This window comes from Streptomyces sp. NPDC001714, from assembly GCF_042892755.1.
GTDB lineage: Bacteria > Actinomycetota > Actinomycetes > Streptomycetales > Streptomycetaceae > Streptomyces.
Genome location: NZ_JBIAUL010000011.1, coordinates 140,856 through 156,014, shown reverse-complemented (window position 1 = coordinate 156,014; position 15,159 = coordinate 140,856). Strand labels below are relative to the sequence as shown.

Below are 15,159 nucleotides of genomic sequence, written 5' to 3'. Positions count from 1 at the left end.
AAAGGCAATCCGTGTCCCCGAGCCCCGCCCGCATCACCGCGGTCGACACCCACGACATCCGCTTCCCCACCTCGCGCGAGCTCGACGGCTCCGACGCGATGAACCCGGACCCCGACTACTCGGCGGCCTATGTCGTGCTGCGCACCGACGCGGGCGACGGGCACGAGGGGCACGGGTTCACGTTCACCATCGGGCGGGGCAACGACGTCCAGGTCGCCGCGATCGACGCGCTGCGGAACCATGTGCTCGGCCGCCCCGTCGACGAGATCTGCGACGACCCCGCATCCCTCTACCGGGACCTGATCGGCGACAGCCAGCTGCGCTGGCTCGGCCCCGAGAAGGGCGTGATGCACATGGCGATCGGCGCGGTGACCAACGCCGTCTGGGACCTCGCCGCCCGCCGCGCCGGCAAGCCCCTGTGGCAGCTGCTCGCCGACGCCGAGCCCGAGTGGATCGTCCGCCAGATCGACTTCCGCTACCTCACCGACGCCCTCACCCCGCAAGAGGCCCTGGCCATCCTCCGGCAGGGCCGGGAAGGCGCCGCGGAGCGGCGGGCCCGCCTCCTGGAGCGCGGCTTCCCCGCCTACACCACCTCCGCCGGCTGGCTCGGCTACGACGACGAGAAGCTCACCCGGCTCGCCGCCCAGGCGGTCGCCGACGGCTTCCGGCAGATCAAGCTGAAGGTCGGCGCCGACCTCGAGGACGACATCCGGCGCTGCCGGGTCGCCCGCCAGGTCGTCGGCCCGGACATCCGCATGGCGATCGACGCCAACCAGCGCTGGAACGTCGACGAGGCGATCCGCTGGACCAAGGCTCTCGCCGGGTTCGACCCGTACTGGATCGAGGAGCCCACCAGCCCCGACGACATCCTCGGCCACGCGGCGATCCGCCGGGCGGTCGCCCCGGTCAAGGTGGCCACCGGAGAGCACGTCCAGAACCGGATCGTCTTCAAGCAACTGCTCCAGGCCGGCGCCCTCGACGTCGTCCAGATCGACGCGGCCCGGGTCGCCGGTGTCAACGAGAACCTCGCCATCCTGCTGCTGGCCGCCAAGTTCGGCGTCCCCGTCTGCCCGCACGCCGGCGGCGTCGGACTGTGCGAACTCGTCCAGCACCTCTCGATGTTCGACTACCTGGCCGTCTCCGGAACCACCGAGGACCGGGTCATCGAGTACGTCGATCACCTGCACGACCACTTCCTCGATCCGGTGGTGATCCGCGAAGGTCATTACACGGCACCCACCGCACCGGGCTTCTCGGCCGCCATGCGACCGGAGTCCGTCGCGGAGTACACCTACCCCGGCGGCACCTTCTGGGCCGCCGACCCCGAAACGCAGAAGGGACAGGCGGCATGACCGACTTCGAGGGTCTGAGGGCCCTGGTCACCGGCGGCGCCTCCGGGATCGGGCGGGCCACCGCCGAGCTGCTCGCCGAGCGCGGTGCCCAGGTCGCCGTCCTCGACCTCGACCCGTCCGCCGTCGAGAAGCCGCTGCTGGGCTTCCGGGCCGACGTCACCGACGACGCCTCCGTGCGCACGGCCGTGGAGAGCGCCGTGGAAGCACTGGGCGGCCTCGACGTCCTCGTCAACAACGCGGGCATCGGCGCCCAGGGCACGGTCGAGGACAACGACGACGACGAGTGGCGCCGCGTCTTCGACGTCAACGTCCTCGGCATGGTCCGCGCCGCGCGCGCCGCCCTCCCGCACCTGCGCCGTTCCGCGCACGCGGCGATCGTCAACACCTGCTCCATCGCCGCCACCGCGGGCCTGCCGCAACGCGCCCTGTACAGCGCCACCAAGGGCGCCGTGTACTCCCTCACCCTGGCCATGGCCGCCGACCACGTCCGCGAGGGGGTCCGCGTCAACTGCGTCAACCCCGGCACGGCGGACACCCCGTGGATCGGCCGCCTCCTTGACCGGGCGTCCGACCCGGCGGCCGAGCGCGCCGCCCTGGAGGCCCGCCAGCCCTCCGGGCGCCTGGTCTCCACCGCCGAGGTCGCCGGTGCCATCGCCTACCTGGCGAGCCCCCTGTCCGGCGCCACCACCGGTACCTCCCTCGCCGTCGACGGCGGCATGCAGGGCCTCAGGCTGCGGCCGGTGGGCCGGTGAACGCCCTCGGCCGCAGCGGCGTCCGGGTCAGCCCGCTGGGCCTCGGCGCCGCCGTGATCGGCAACCTGTACACCGAACTCCCCGACCAGCAGGCGTACGACACCGTCACCGCCGCCTGGCAGCACGGCATCCGCTACTTCGACACCGCGCCCCACTACGGCCTGGGGCTGTCGGAGCGGCGGCTGGGCGAGGCCCTGCGCCGGTACGACCGGGACGCGTACACCCTCTCCACCAAGGTCGGCCGCCGGCTGGAGCCGGGGCCCGGCGACGGGGACGACCTCGCCAACGGCTTCGCCGTCCCGGACACCCTGCGCCGGGTCTGGGACTTCACCGCCGACGGCATCCGCCGCACTCTGGAGGCCAGCCTGCAGCGGCTCGGCCTCGACCGGGTCGACGTCGTCTACCTGCACGACCCCGACGACCACGCCGAACAGGCCTTCCGCGAGGGCTACCCGGCCCTGGAGAAGCTCCGCGCCGAGGGGATCGTGGGTGCGATCGGCGCCGGCATGAACCAGGCGGCGATGCTCACCCGGTTCGTCCGCGACACCGACGTCGACGTGGTGCTGTGCGCGGGCCGCTACACCCTCCTCGACCAGAGCGCCCTCACCGACCTGCTCCCGGCCGCCGCGGACCGCGGCACCTCGGTGGTGATCGGCGGGGCCTTCAACTCCGGGCTGCTGGCCGACCCGAAACCCGACGCCACCTACAACTACGCCCAGGTCTCCGACGAACTGCTGTCCCGCGCCCTGCGCCTCAAGGCCCTCGCGGAAGAGCACGGGACCACGCTGCGCGCCGCCGCCCTCGCCTTCTGCGCGGCGCATCCGGCCGTGGCGAGCGTCCTGGTCGGGGCCCGCTCGGCGGCCGAGATCGCGGACGGGGCGGAGCAGTTCGCCACGCATGTCCCCGCCGCGTTCTGGCAGGAGCTGCACGCCACCGGCCTGCTGCCCGCCGACGCCCCCGTGCCCACGGAGGACCCGTCATGAGAGTCGCCCTGCACACCAGGGTCCGCGCCGACCGCATCCCCGAGTACGAGGCCGCCCACCGCGAGGTCCCCGCCGAACTCACCGACGCCATCCGGGCCGCCGGTGCCACCTCCTGGACCATCTGGCGCAGCGGCACCGACCTCTTCCACGTCCTGGACTGCGCCGACTACGGCCGGCTCCTCGCCGAGCTGGAGAAGCTCCCGGTCAACGTGGCCTGGCAGGCCCGGATGGCCGAACTCCTCGACGTCGTCCACGACTACTCCGAGGCGGGCTCGCAGGCCGGCCTGCCCGTCGTATGGGAGCTGCCATGACGATCGACGCCCACCACCACGTCTGGGACCTCTCGGTACGGGACCAGGACTGGATCACCGGGCCCGAACTCCAGCCGCTCAGAAGGAACTTCACCGTCGAGGACCTCGAACCCGAGGCGGCGGCGGCCGGGGTCACCCGCACGGTGCTCGTCCAGACGATCACCGTCCCCGAGGAGACCCCCGAGTTCCTCGCCCTCGCCGACGCCCACGACCTGGTCGCCGGAGTCGTCGGCTGGACCGACCTGACCCGCCCGGACGTCGCCGACGAGCTCGCCCGCCTGCGCGAACTCCCGGGCGGCTCCCACCTGAAGGGCATCCGCCACCAGGTGCAGGGCGAACCCGACCCGGAGTGGCTGCTGCGCCCGGACGTCGCCCGGGGCCTGGCCGCGCTCGCGGACGCGGGCCTCGTCTACGACCTCATCGTCCAGGGCCACCAGCTCCCGGCCGCCGTCAAGGCCGCCGAGTCCCACCCGGACCTCACCTTCGTCCTCGACCACCTGGGCAAGCCGCCCATCGCCTCCGGCACCCTCGAACCCTGGGCCACCGCCGTCCGCACCCTCGCCGCCCGGCCCAACACCGTCTGCAAGCTCTCCGGCATGGTCACGGAGGCCGACCCCGCCTCCTGGACCGTCGACGACCTGCGCCCGTACGCCGACACGGTCCTGGACGCCTTCGGCCCCGACCGCCTGATGTTCGGCTCGGACTGGCCGGTGTGCGTCCTGGCCGCAAGCTACGGCGAAGTCCTCGACGCGGCGAACCGGTTGGTCGCCCCCGCCGACCGCACCGCCGTCTTCGAGACCACCGCCACCCGCGTCTACGGCCTCTGAGCCGCGCCCGCCAGCCGGGTCGGCGGCAGGTACTCCCGCACGTACGTCCGCTCCCAGCACGCGCCCGTCTCCCGGAGCTCCCGCCAACTGGTGTAGCGGTAGCGGAAGAGACGGGCGCGGACGAAGCGCGGGGGCTCGTCGGGCGGGAAGGGGGAGCGGCGCAGCAGCCGCAGCGTGTCGCGGTCGTTCTCCAGGAGGCGCTCCACCAGACCGCCGAACCAGTCCCCGGCGTACGCGGGGGAGAGGGCGGCGAACCACATCAGCCAGTCCAGGCGGAGGTGGTAGGGCGCGAACTGGCGCGGCCAGTGCCGGGGATCGCCCGGCTTGCCCCTGAACTCGTACTCCCGCCAGTCCGAGTCCTCGCGCGGGGTGCCGTCCAGCGTGCCCTCGACCACCACCTCGTAGCGGATCCGGCTGACGCTGCCGAACGCGCCGTAGGTGTTGACCAGGTGGAGCGGGTCGAAGGAGCGGTTCATGACCTGGCGGCGGGAGATCATGTTCACCACCGGGTGGTAGCTCAGGAACAGAAGCAGCGCGGCCACGGCGAGGACCACCACCTCGTACCAGAGCGGGGTGGGCGGCGCGGTGGTGCGGTCCGTGGGCAGCCGGAGGGCGGACAGGGCCAGCACGATGGTGATCCAGTTCAGCCAGGAGAAGTTCCCGGAGACCACCAGCCACAGCTGGGTGAGGATCATCAGGGACGCGGCCGCCGTCGCGATCGGCTGGGGGGTGAACAGCAGGACGGGGACGACGAGCTGGGTGAGGTGGTTCGCGGCCACCTCGGCCTTGTGCACCGGCCCCGGCAGGTGGTGGAAGAACCAGCTCAGCGGGCCCGGCATCGGCTGGGTCTCGTGGTGGTAGTGCAGGCAGGTCAGCTTGCGCCAGCAGGCGTCCCCGCGCATCTTGATCAGGCCCGCCCCGAACTCCACCCGGAACAGGATCCAGCGCAGCAGGAAGAGCACGACGACCGGCGGGGCCACCTCGTCGTTGCCCAGGAACGCGGCGAGGAAGCCGACCTCCAGGAGCAGGGACTCCCAGCCGAACGCGTACCAGGTCTGGCCGACGTTGACGATCGAGAGGTACAGCGCCCAGGGGACCAGCCACAGCACCATCCCGGCCCACAGCGGGAGTTCGGAGTCCGCGCCCGCCAGCAGCGCCGCCGACACCGCGCAGCCCGCCCAGGCGCAGCCCGCGAAGAGACGGTCCGAGTAGCGCAGCTGGAACAGGCTCGGCGCCCGCCGGAAGGGGACGCGGGCGACGTACCTCGGGATCGGCAGCATCCCGCGCTCGCCCAGCAGGGCCCGGAACTGCAGCGCGGCCGTCAGGAACGCGACGAGGTACACGCCGGCCAGAGCCCGCTGGAAGACCAGCCGGCTCACCCAGTACCCGGGGTCGGTGAACCAGTCCACGGCCGTGCGCTCCTGCCTCTCTCCAGTGTGCGGCCCCGGGATCAGCCGGGGCCTGTCACCCTGTGTACCGCGCCTGCCCGCTTGCGTAACCCGAGCGAGTGAAGCAGACAATAGGGGAAGAATTGCCCGTATGGGGTTCCCCTGGCATGGTGGCCCCATGGCTGACCGGGGAGCGAGCGCTCCGTCACTCCCGGACGACTGGCCCGCCCATCTGGACCACCCGATCCTGGCGCTCAACCACATGGGCACCTTCGACTGGGACCTCGACGCCGGCCTGTTCCACATGGACACCCAGGCGTACGAGGTGTTCGACCTGACCCCCGAGGAGTACGACGGCCGCCCCGAGTCCCTCGCCGTCCGCGTACCCCCTGCCGAGTCCAGCAGGCTGGACGCGGTGGTGTCCCAGGCCATCAAGGACGGCAGCGAGAACTACGGGACGTACTTCCGCATCCGGCGCCGCGACGGCACCCCGCGCTGGACCCACACCCAGGGCTACATCCGGCGCGACCAGACGGGCCGCCCGCGCCGGGTCGTCGGGATCGTCCGGGACGCCACCCAGGAGCTGGAGGACAGCGAGTCCCGGAACCTGCGGGACGCCCAGGGAAAGGCGCTGCGCCGGCAGACCGGCGTCGTCCAGGCGGTCACCGCCGCGCTCGCGCACGCCAGCAGCGTCCAGGAGGTCATCGACGTCCTCAAGGACACCCACGGCGTCCCCAACCTGGGCGCCACCAGCCTGGTGATGGGCCTGGTCGAGGCTGGCCGGATCCGGCTCGTCGCCGAGGGGCCGGCCGGCAGCTTCGTGCCCGGCACCCGGATCACCCGGATAGACGAGCCGTACCCGATGGGCGAGGTGGTGCGGACCCTCAGCCCGTGCTTCATCGAGTCACCGGAGGATTTCGCCGAGGGCTACCCGATACTGTGGCCGCACATCACCGACCTGCACATCACCTCGGCCGCCTATCTGCCCCTGATCGCCCAGGCCCGCCCGATCGGCGCCATGGGCCTGCTCTACAACGACCGGCTCGGTTTCTCCACCGAGGAACGCGCCGTCCTGGTCGCCCTCGGCAGCAGCATCGCGCAGAGCCTGCAGCGGGCCATGCTCTTCGAGCAGGAGAAGGACCTCGCCCAGGGCCTCCAGCAGGCCATGCTGCCGCGCACCATCCCCAGCGTGCCCGGGGCCGACGTCGCCGTCCGCTACCGCTCGGCGAGCGCCGGCGGTTCCCTGGGCCGGGACATCGGCGGCGACTGGTACGACCTCATCCCGCTGCCCGGCGGCCGGGTCGGCGCGGTCATCGGCGACGTCCAGGGCCACGACACCCACGCGGCGGCCGTCATGGGCCAGCTGCGCATCGTGCTGCGCGCCTACGCCGCCGAGGGCCACGCCCCGGCCACCGTGATGGCCCGCGCCTCCGTCTTCCTGGACGAGCTCGACACCGACCGCTTCGCCACCTGCCTGTACGCCGAGGCCGACCTGGCCACCGGCGTCGTCCAGGTGGTCCGTGCCGGGCACATCGACCCGCTGGTCCGCTCCGCCGAGGGCCGCTGCCGCCGGGTTCCCGTCGAGGGCGGGCTGCCGCTCGGCCTGTCCGCCGAGTTCCACAGCCTCGAATACCCGGTGTCCACCCTGGAGCTCGACCCCGGCGAGACGCTGCTGCTGTGCACCGACGGGCTCGTCGAACAGCCCGGCGAGGACCTCGGGGACGGCATGCGGGCCCTGATCGAGCAGGTCGCCGAGGGGCCCGAGGACGTGCGCGACCTCGCCGACCGGCTGATCGAGGTCGCCGACGAGCGGGCCGGTGACGACGACATGGCCCTGCTCCTGCTGCGCCGCCGCGGCTCCGACACCGCGCAGGCCGTCGGCCGCCTCCAGCAGCACGTGGCCTCCGGCGACCCCGAGGCGCTCGCCCTGGCCCGGCACATGGTCCGCGCCGCCGGCCGCGCCTGGGGCGCCGGCGACCGCGCCGACGAGATCGAGCTGGTCGCCGACGAGCTGATCACCAACGCGCTGATGCACACCGAGGGCTCCGCGATCGTCACCCTCAGGGTCCTCGGCGGCGACGACCGCCGGCTGCGCGTCGAGGTCGAGGACTCCTCCAGCGCCCTGCCGCGGCGCCGCGAGGCGGGCGAGGACGGGGTGTCCGGGCGGGGGCTGCTGCTCGTCGACCAGCTCGCCGAGGTGTGGGGCGTGGAGGCGCGTGGCGGCGGCAAGGCGGTGTGGTGCGAGTTCCGGATGGCGGAGAAGGAGGAGGGGGGCAGCGCCCCGTAAGGGGCGCTGGGGGTACCCCCGGCCGAAGGCTGGGGGAGGAACTGCGCGACCAGCCCGCACCGCGCCGCAGACGCCAGACGACCCGATGCGGCACTTCCGGCGGAGCATAGCCGCAGCGGATGGCACCCTGGACGCATGCCCGAACTGCCCGAGGTCGAAGCGCTCAGGGACTTCCTGACCGAGAACCTGGTCGGCCGCCGGATCGTACGCGTGCTGCCGGTCGCCATCAGCGTCCTGAAGACGTACGACCCCCCGGTCGGCGCCTTCGAGGGCAGCGAGGTCGTCGCCGTGCACCGGCACGGCAAGTTCCTGGACGTCGAGGGTGACCGCGGACTGCGGTTCGTGACCCACCTGGCCCGCGCGGGCTGGCTCCAGTGGAAGGACCGGCTCCCGGACGGGCTGCCCCGCCCCGGGAAGGGCCCGCTGGCGCTACGGGCGGCCCTGGAGACCGGCGCGGGCTTCGACCTCACCGAGGCCGGCACCCAGAAGAAGCTGGCCGTGTACGTCGTCCGCGACCCGCAGGACGTCCCCGGTATCGCCCGGCTAGGCCCCGACCCGCTCGCCGCGGACTTCGGCGAGGCCCGCCTGGCGGCCCTGCTGGCGGACGAGCGACGGCAGCTGAAGGGCGCCCTGCGCGACCAGAGCCTGATCGCCGGGGTGGGCAACGCCTACAGCGACGAGATCCTGCACGCGGCGAAGATGTCCCCGTTCAAGCTGGCCGCGTCCCTGACGCCCGAGGAGACGCACCGGCTGTACGAGGCGCTGCGCACCACCCTCACCGAGGCGGTGGAGCGCTCCCACGGCCTGGCGGCGGGGCGGCTCAAGGCCGAGAAGAAGAGCGGGCTGCGGGTCCACGGCCGGACCGGCGAGCCCTGCCCGGTCTGCGGCGACACCATCCGCGAGGTCTCCTTCAGCGACTCCTCGCTGCAGTACTGCCCGACCTGCCAGACCGGCGGCAAGCCGCTCGCGGACCGCCGGATGTCCCGGCTGCTCAGGTAGCCCGTTCTCACTTGGGGTCCAGGGTCACCAGACGCTGCCCGTCCGCGTTGCGCACCTCGTAGCGGTCGATCTCGTCCGCGTGCATCGAGGAGGCGCCCGTCATGGTGCTCACCCGGTCGTCGTGGTCCCGCTCCGCCCAGGTGGTGACGATCTGCTCGGAGCCGTCGTCACCGACGGCGACCAGGCGGCAGGAGCGCGGTCCGTCCGGGTCCTTCACCTCCAGCTCGATCGAGCTGCCGGAGTCCGTGTCCTGCGACTTCACCTGCGCCCAGATGCCGGACTGCGCGTCGGTGGCCGCGGTGACCCGGACGGCCGGCGCGGCGTCGTGAGCGACGTAGGTCGCGATACCGGGGCCGGCGACCGCGAACACCACCGAGGCTGCCAGGCCGTACAGCAGCCTGCGGCGCTTGGCGCGGTGCCGGGTCGCGACCTCGGCGAGCAGCCGGTCGAGCAGCCGGGGCCCGGGCTGGGCCATGGGGTGCACGAAGCGCGGCGTGGCCCGGCGGTACAGCATCAACTGCCGTGCCGCGGGGCCGAACTCGGTCACGTGTGCCGTGCAGCTCGGGCACTCCATGAGATGGTCCTCGAAGCGGAAGGCCTCCGCCTCGTCCAGCACGCCGAGCGCGTACGCGCCGACGTCGCGATGCCTTTCCAGGGACCTCATGCCGAATCCTCGTGCCGATGGGTGCGGGTGGGGGTTACTCGTTGCTCCTTGCTCCCACCCGTACGCAGTCGGCAGCCGTTTCACTCAAGCCACGTACAGAATCGTAATCAACGGATTCGGAGCGGCCGGGCCCGCGGATTGGTCCTGAATCAAAAAAGATGGATGGCGAGGTGTCCCAGCGGCAGACCGAGCCGCCAGGCGGGGGTCCACACCTTCGGTCCGTCGTCCTCGCCGAACACCGAACCGCCGCCCGGCACCGCGTCCAGGTCGGGCGCGAGCAGCTCGGTCTCCTCCAGCCAGCGCCAGGCCGCCGTGGCCAGGTCCAGGTCGGGTGACGGCCCGCCCGACTCGAGCGCCTCGGCGTTCACCACAGCCATACGTTCGCTGACCCAGTCCTGCCACGGCTGGTCGTACGCCGTGAGCGAAAGCCAGTTCTCCAACTGGGACACGACCCGGATGCCCGACAGTTCGCCGTCCGTGTCGGAGAGGAAGATGGTCAGCGCCAGCGCGTCGCGGCCGGCCCGGAACTCGAAGGACGTCGGTGGCATGAGATCGCCGGTGCGCAGCAGCTCGTCGGCGATGTACTCGGCGTACAGCCAGGCCATCGGGACCGCCAGTTCCCCGCTCCCGGCCCCGTCCGTGCTCTCTTGACCTCTGTGCAGCATCCCGTCCTGCCTTCCTCCGGTGCGCGCGTGGCCCCGACCCCGGGTCCGTCCCTCTCCCGGTGCGGAACACGGATGAAGACAGCTGATTGCTCAAACACGGTCCTCAGCAAGGCGCTTTACCGAGGTTTGACCTGGCTTACGGTTTCATCGCAGGTCGGGTGCATAACCGGGCAGAACCCGGCGCAGGGCGCGCAGCGCGTAGTACGCCCGCGATTTCACGGTACCGGGTGGAATCCCCAGGGCCTCGGCGGCTTCCGCCACACTCGCCCCTTGGAAATACACCAGCACCAGGACTTCACGGTGTTCCGGGGTGAGAGTCTTCACAGCCTCCCGGACGTCGAGCGTCGCGGCGGCGCGTTCGGCGTGGTCGCCGGTGGCCCGGGTGTTCTCCAGAACGGCGTCGTGCACCTCGGCGGGTCGCGCCTGCCGGGCCCGGCGCGCGTCGATGGCGAGCCGCCTGCCGACCGTCAGCAGCCAGGGCAGCACGGAGTCGAAGTCGTCGGCGCGCAGCGCCTCGGGATGCTGCCAGGCGCGTACGAGGGTCTCCTGGACGAGGTCCTCGGCCCGCTGCCGGTCCCCGTCGCTGAGCCGCAGCAGCAGCGCGAAGAGCGGTCGGCCGTGCTCGCGCTGGAGCGCGACGAGCTCGTGCTCGGCGGTCGTCGTCCCGTGGGGAAGGGTGGTTCCGGCCGTCATGGCCGTATGGCATCGCAGGGCCCGGCCGGGGGACAGGGGACGTACAGGGATGTGCGGCGGACGGTCGATCGCGTCGGTGAACGGTGCGACGAACGGTCCCTCCCACCCCGTACCCGACCCGGATGGGTCAATCGGGGCGCCTGAGTTGTTTGCGGCCGCCTCCACCTTCGTACCCATTGATCTGTAAATCGGACAAGGCTTGCGACTCTGGGGTACTCCTGATGATCAATCGCAGACGCCAGGCGGCCCTGGCCCTGACCGCCCTGCTCGCCGCCGCTGCCGCCTGTCAGAACCACGTGCGGGAGGAGAACGCCGCTCCGCCCCCGCACCCGGCGCCCGCCGTGCCCGCCACCGGCTTCACCCTCGTCGCCTCCGGTGACGTCATGCCGCAGAACTCCGCGACCGACCACGCGAACTTCGACGCGGGCGGCAACGGCTACGACTTCCGGCCGATGCTGGCCGGTGTCGAACCCGTCGTCTCCCACGCCGACCTGGCGCTCTGTCACCTGGCGACGGTCACCGGCGCGGACGGCGGCCACACCGGCCTCACCTCCCCGCCGCAGCTCGCCGAGGCCCTGGCCGCCACCGGCTACGACGGCTGCTCCACCGCCTCCGACCGCGCCCTCGACGACGGCGCCGCCGGCATCCAGCGCACCCTCGACGCCCTGGACCGGGTGGGCGTCAGGCACTCCGGCACCGCCCGCACCCAGGCCGAGGCCGGCACCCTCACCCTGCTGACCGCGGGCCGCGCCCGGGTGGCCCAGCTCTCCTACACCTATGACGTCAACGGCAACTCCCTGCCGCCCGGCCAGCCCTGGGCGGTCGGCCTCCTCGACGAGAACCGCATCCTCGCCGACGCGCGCGCCGCCCGGCAGGCCGGCGCCGACGTGGTCGTGGTCTCCGTGCACTGGGGCACCGAAGGCACGGACGCCCCCGACCAGCAGCAGCTCGACCTCGCCAAACGGCTCACGGCCGCGCGCACCGGCGGCCGCCCCGACATCGACCTGCTCCTCGGCACCCACGCGCACATCCCGCAGGCCTACGAGAAGGTCAACGGCACCTGGGTGGTCTACGGTCTCGGCGACCAGCTGGCCGGCGAGATGTACAACAGCCAGGGCCGGCAGGACCCGCGCGGCAACCAGTCCACCCTCGCCCGCTTCACCTTCACCCCGCCCACCCGCCCGGGCGGCCGCTGGGAGGTCGCCAAGGCCGAGTTCATCCCGCAGCTGTACGACGTCGACGCCGGCCGGGTCGTCGACCTCAACGCGGCCATCGACCAGGGCGCCGACTTCACCGCCACCCGGGACGCCATCCGCGACGTCGTGCTCAGCCGCGGCGCCGCCAAGGACGGGCTCATCATGGGGGAGTAGCGGCGGTCACCCGGCGCGGCGGCCACCCCGCGCGGCGGTCACTCCACGTCGACGTGGTCGAACGTCTTCAGCAGCTGCTTCAGCACCCGCACGCACGCCGTGATCTCGGCGTCGGTCAGGTCGCCGCCGACCTGCCGGTTCAGGGCGTGCTCGCGGGCCAGCACCGCGGTGATGGTGGCCCGCCCCTCGGCCGTGAGCCGGATCAGGGAGGAGCGCTGGTGCGCCGGGTTGGGGATGACCTCGGCCCAGCCGCGCGCCACCGCGTCGTTCACCATGCGCTGCACGAACTGCCGGCTCAGCGCCATGATCCGGCCCATCTGGGGCACCGTCATGGGCTCGTACCGGCGCAGCAGGTCCAGCACCGAGCGCACCCCGACCGAGGCCCCCTCGATCTGCTCGCCCTGTTCGACCTTGCGGAAGGCGCGCCGGTAGAGCGGGCCGATCAGATCGAACACCTCGGTGATGCGCTCGCCCAGTTCGTCGGGGGCCAGGGGCTTGTCGATGTCGTTCACCCGGCCATCATGCACCGAGCCGTCATGACAACCGAGGTGTCGGAATCACCATGACAACCCGGTTGTCAAAATCTTCCGAAGATGACACCTTGGTTGTCATGAATGGTGCTGCGGACGTCCGCTTCTTCCCGTCCTCCGACGGCGACCTCGCCTACCTCGACACCGGCTCCGGCGACCCGGTGGTCCTGCTCCACTCCGGATACGTCGACCACCGCTTCTGGCACCGGCAGATCCCGGCGCTCGCCGCCGAGTACCGGGTCATCGCCCCGGACGTGCGCGGCCACGGCTTCTCCGCCAACGCGAGCAGGCCGTTCCGGTGGGCCGACGACCTCGCCGCACTCCTGCGCCACCTCGACGTCGGACCCGCCGTCCTCGTCGGTGTCTCGATGGGCGGGGTGATCGCCACCGACACCGTGCTGGAACACCCCGACCTGGTCCGCGCGGTGGTCACCTGCGGGGCGGTGACGGGCGACTTCCGGTACACGGACCCCTGGCACACGGAACTCCAGGCCGAGTACGCCCGCACCCTGGGCGCCGGTGACATCGAGGGCTGGCTCGACGCCTTCGTGAAGGTCGTACCGGGCGAGCACCGCAGTCCCGACGCCGTCGACCCGGAAATCCCGCGCCGGCTGCGGGAGATGGCCCTGCACATGATCTCGAAGCACACCCCCGACGAGCCCGACCGGCTGGTGCGCGTGACCGACTCCTGGTCCCGGGTGCCGAAGATCGACGTCCCGGTGCTCACGATCAACGGCGGTCTGGAACCCGCCGACCTGCTCGCCGCCGCCGAGCGCCTGGCTCGCGAGGTCCCGGACGGCCGCGCCGAGATCGTCGAGGGCACGGACCACTACCCGAACCTGGAGCGGCCCGAGGAGTTCAACGCCCTCCTGCTCGGCTTCCTCCGTGGCCTCTAACCCCCGGCCAGCCGCGACCTCTTGTACGAGTAGCCGAAGTAGGTCACGCACCCGATCACGAACCAGACCGCGAACCGCACCCAGGTCTCCCACTTCAGGAACGTGATCAGCCAGATCGAGAAGACGACACCCAGCGCCGGCACGAACGGCATCCACGGCGTACGGAAGGTGCGCGGCAGCTCCGGCTGCCGGTAGCGCAGCACGATCACCGCCGCGCACACCACCACGAACGCCAGCAGGATGCCGATGTTGGTGAGTTCGGCCGCCTCGCCGATCGGCACGAACCCGGCGAGCAGTGCCGAGGCCACCCCGACGATCCAGGTCACCCGGGTCGGCACGTGCCGCGTCGGGTGCGTCTTCGCGAACCACGCGGGCAGCAGTCCGTCCCGCGACATGCTGAACCACACCCGGGTCACACCCAGCATGAACGTGAACATGACCGTGAGGATGCCGATGATCGCCCCCACCGCGATCACGTCCGCGAGCCCGCTCAGCCCCACCGACTTGAACGCCGTCGAGAAGCCGCTCTCCGGGTCGATGTCCTTGTAGTTCTGCATGCCCGTCAGGACCAGGCAGGCCGCCACGTACAGCACCATCGAGATCGCCAGCGAGTAGATGATCGCCTTCGGCATGTGCCGCTGGGCGTCCTTCGACTCCTCGGCCGCCGTCGACATGGCGTCGTACCCGAAGACCGCGAAGAACACCGTCGCCGCTCCGGTGAACGCGCCGCTGATGCCGAACGGGAAGAAGGGGTGGTAGTTCGACGTGTTGATGTGGAAGACGCCGACAGCGATCACCAGCAGTACCACCAGCACCTTCAGCACCACCACGAACGTCTCGAACCGGGCGGCGCTGCGGATGCCGAGGTTCAGCAGGTAGGCGATGAGGAGACAGAGCGCGGCGGCGAACAGGTCGACCCGGTGGCCGTCGCCGGTGCCGGGGGCGCCCAGCATCCAGTGCGGCAGGTTCGCCCCCATCTCCTCGACCAGGAAGCTGAAGTACCCGGAGATGCCGATCGCGACCACCGCCACGATCGCCGTGTACTCCAGGAGCAGGTCCCAGCCGATGAACCAGCCCGCGAACTCGCCGAGCACCGCGTAGCCGTACGTGTACGCCGACCCCGCCTTGGGGATCAGCCCGGCGAACTCGGCGTACGACAGCGCGGCGCAGGCGCTCGCCACCCCGGCGATGAGGAACGAGACCAGGACGGCGGGCCCTGCCGTCTCGTTGGCGACCGTGCCGGCGAGGGTGAAGATGCCCGCGCCGATGATGCCGCCCACGCCGATCGCGGTGAGCTGCACCAGCCCGAGCGATCTGTCGAGCCGGGCGCCCTCGGTGACCTCCGTCTCCTCGATGTGTTCGATGGGTTTGCGACGGAGAATTCCTTCACCCATGCGGAGCTTGGCCATGTGCCTCACCTCTTCGCCGATCGCGAACGGCTG

General features: G+C 71.8%; 15 protein-coding genes. 9 read left to right on the top strand and 6 right to left on the bottom strand.

What is annotated here, in order from left to right; genetic code table 11:
- The first annotated feature begins 11 nt into the window (after positions 1 to 11).
- From ACFY0P_RS27785 to ACFY0P_RS27765, 5 genes are read left to right on the top strand one after another with little or no spacing between them, the layout of a single operon-like run.
- Positions 12 to 1,352, top strand: a complete 1,341-nt coding sequence (locus tag ACFY0P_RS27785; RefSeq protein WP_388918570.1) for an L-fuconate dehydratase — start codon at positions 12 to 14, stop codon at positions 1,350 to 1,352.
- The gene (locus tag ACFY0P_RS27780) at positions 1,349 to 2,104 is read left to right on the top strand and encodes an SDR family NAD(P)-dependent oxidoreductase (protein WP_388918567.1); all 756 of its coding nucleotides are present in this window, start codon (positions 1,349 to 1,351) and stop codon (positions 2,102 to 2,104) included. The genes ACFY0P_RS27785 and ACFY0P_RS27780 overlap by 4 nt, the downstream gene beginning before the upstream one ends.
- The gene (locus ACFY0P_RS27775) at positions 2,101 to 3,087 is read left to right on the top strand and encodes an aldo/keto reductase (RefSeq protein WP_388918564.1); all 987 of its coding nucleotides are present in this window, start codon (positions 2,101 to 2,103) and stop codon (positions 3,085 to 3,087) included. The genes ACFY0P_RS27780 and ACFY0P_RS27775 overlap by 4 nt, the downstream gene beginning before the upstream one ends.
- Positions 3,084 to 3,398, top strand: coding sequence for an L-rhamnose mutarotase (locus ACFY0P_RS27770; protein WP_388918561.1), 315 nt, complete (start codon positions 3,084 to 3,086; stop codon positions 3,396 to 3,398). The genes ACFY0P_RS27775 and ACFY0P_RS27770 overlap by 4 nt, the downstream gene beginning before the upstream one ends.
- Positions 3,395 to 4,225 (top strand): amidohydrolase family protein, encoded by an 831-nt coding sequence (locus tag ACFY0P_RS27765; RefSeq protein ID WP_388918558.1) that lies wholly within the window; start codon positions 3,395 to 3,397, stop codon positions 4,223 to 4,225. Before ACFY0P_RS27770 ends, ACFY0P_RS27765 begins: the two co-directional genes overlap by 4 nt.
- Here the strand turns inward: ACFY0P_RS27765 and ACFY0P_RS27760 are convergent.
- Entirely contained in the window at positions 4,213 to 5,634 is a 1,422-nt protein-coding gene (locus ACFY0P_RS27760; RefSeq protein ID WP_388918555.1) for a lipase maturation factor family protein, read from the bottom strand. The genes ACFY0P_RS27765 and ACFY0P_RS27760 overlap by 13 nt on opposite strands.
- 157 nt (positions 5,635 to 5,791) lie before the next feature.
- Here ACFY0P_RS27760 and ACFY0P_RS27755 point away from each other — a divergent pair, with 157 nt between their 5' ends.
- The gene (locus ACFY0P_RS27755; RefSeq protein WP_388918552.1) at positions 5,792 to 7,900 is read left to right on the top strand and encodes a SpoIIE family protein phosphatase; all 2,109 of its coding nucleotides are present in this window, start codon (positions 5,792 to 5,794) and stop codon (positions 7,898 to 7,900) included.
- Positions 7,901 to 8,035: 135 nt separating this feature from the next.
- Complete coding sequence (locus ACFY0P_RS27750; RefSeq protein ID WP_388918549.1) at positions 8,036 to 8,899, top strand: Fpg/Nei family DNA glycosylase; 864 nt, start codon at positions 8,036 to 8,038, stop codon at positions 8,897 to 8,899.
- A gap of 7 nt (positions 8,900 to 8,906) precedes the next feature.
- Here ACFY0P_RS27750 and ACFY0P_RS27745 read toward each other — a convergent pair whose 3' ends face one another.
- From ACFY0P_RS27745 to ACFY0P_RS27735, 3 genes are all read right to left on the bottom strand, one after another.
- Positions 8,907 to 9,563 (bottom strand): zf-HC2 domain-containing protein, encoded by a 657-nt coding sequence (locus tag ACFY0P_RS27745; RefSeq protein ID WP_388918546.1) that lies wholly within the window; start codon positions 9,561 to 9,563, stop codon positions 8,907 to 8,909.
- Positions 9,564 to 9,712: 149 nt separating this feature from the next.
- Entirely contained in the window at positions 9,713 to 10,228 is a 516-nt protein-coding gene (locus ACFY0P_RS27740; RefSeq protein ID WP_388918543.1) for a hypothetical protein, read from the bottom strand.
- A 144-nt stretch (positions 10,229 to 10,372) separates the two neighbouring features.
- Positions 10,373 to 10,921 (bottom strand): sigma-70 family RNA polymerase sigma factor, encoded by a 549-nt coding sequence (locus ACFY0P_RS27735; RefSeq protein WP_388918540.1) that lies wholly within the window; start codon positions 10,919 to 10,921, stop codon positions 10,373 to 10,375.
- A 221-nt stretch (positions 10,922 to 11,142) separates the two neighbouring features.
- Between ACFY0P_RS27735 and ACFY0P_RS27730 the strand changes: the two genes are divergently transcribed.
- The gene (locus tag ACFY0P_RS27730; protein WP_388918538.1) at positions 11,143 to 12,291 is read left to right on the top strand and encodes a CapA family protein; all 1,149 of its coding nucleotides are present in this window, start codon (positions 11,143 to 11,145) and stop codon (positions 12,289 to 12,291) included.
- Between the two features lie 38 nt (positions 12,292 to 12,329).
- On the opposite strand, the gene ACFY0P_RS27725 is transcribed toward ACFY0P_RS27730, so the two are convergent.
- Entirely contained in the window at positions 12,330 to 12,803 is a 474-nt protein-coding gene (locus tag ACFY0P_RS27725) for a MarR family winged helix-turn-helix transcriptional regulator (protein ID WP_388918535.1), read from the bottom strand.
- Between the two features lie 98 nt (positions 12,804 to 12,901).
- Between ACFY0P_RS27725 and ACFY0P_RS27720 the strand changes: the two genes are divergently transcribed.
- A complete protein-coding gene (locus tag ACFY0P_RS27720; protein WP_388918532.1) occupies positions 12,902 to 13,717 on the top strand; it encodes an alpha/beta fold hydrolase in 816 nt (271 codons plus the stop codon).
- Here ACFY0P_RS27720 and ACFY0P_RS27715 read toward each other — a convergent pair.
- Positions 13,714 to 15,126, bottom strand: coding sequence for an amino acid permease (locus ACFY0P_RS27715; protein WP_388918529.1), 1,413 nt, complete (start codon positions 15,124 to 15,126; stop codon positions 13,714 to 13,716). The two genes, ACFY0P_RS27720 and ACFY0P_RS27715, sit on opposite strands and share 4 nt — an antisense overlap.
- Between the last annotated feature and the right edge of the window lie 33 nt (positions 15,127 to 15,159).

Excerpts from the sequence above, each read along its gene's own strand:
- ACFY0P_RS27780 (WP_388918567.1), top strand. The coding sequence starts at position 1,349 with ATGACCGACTTCGAGGGTCTGAGGGCCCTGGTCACCGGCGGCGCCTCC.
- ACFY0P_RS27770 (WP_388918561.1), top strand. The coding sequence starts at position 3,084 with ATGAGAGTCGCCCTGCACACCAGGGTCCGCGCCGACCGCATCCCCGAG.
- ACFY0P_RS27765 (WP_388918558.1), top strand. The coding sequence starts at position 3,395 with ATGACGATCGACGCCCACCACCACGTCTGGGACCTCTCGGTACGGGAC.
- ACFY0P_RS27755 (WP_388918552.1), top strand. The coding sequence starts at position 5,792 with ATGGCTGACCGGGGAGCGAGCGCTCCGTCACTCCCGGACGACTGGCCC.
- ACFY0P_RS27750 (WP_388918549.1), top strand. The coding sequence starts at position 8,036 with ATGCCCGAACTGCCCGAGGTCGAAGCGCTCAGGGACTTCCTGACCGAG.
- ACFY0P_RS27745 (WP_388918546.1), bottom strand. The coding sequence starts at position 9,563 with ATGAGGTCCCTGGAAAGGCATCGCGACGTCGGCGCGTACGCGCTCGGC.
- ACFY0P_RS27740 (WP_388918543.1), bottom strand. The coding sequence starts at position 10,228 with ATGCTGCACAGAGGTCAAGAGAGCACGGACGGGGCCGGGAGCGGGGAA.
- ACFY0P_RS27735 (WP_388918540.1), bottom strand. The coding sequence starts at position 10,921 with ATGACGGCCGGAACCACCCTTCCCCACGGGACGACGACCGCCGAGCAC.
- ACFY0P_RS27730 (WP_388918538.1), top strand. The coding sequence starts at position 11,143 with ATGATCAATCGCAGACGCCAGGCGGCCCTGGCCCTGACCGCCCTGCTC.
- ACFY0P_RS27720 (WP_388918532.1), top strand. The coding sequence starts at position 12,902 with ATGAATGGTGCTGCGGACGTCCGCTTCTTCCCGTCCTCCGACGGCGAC.
- ACFY0P_RS27715 (WP_388918529.1), bottom strand. The coding sequence starts at position 15,126 with ATGGCCAAGCTCCGCATGGGTGAAGGAATTCTCCGTCGCAAACCCATC.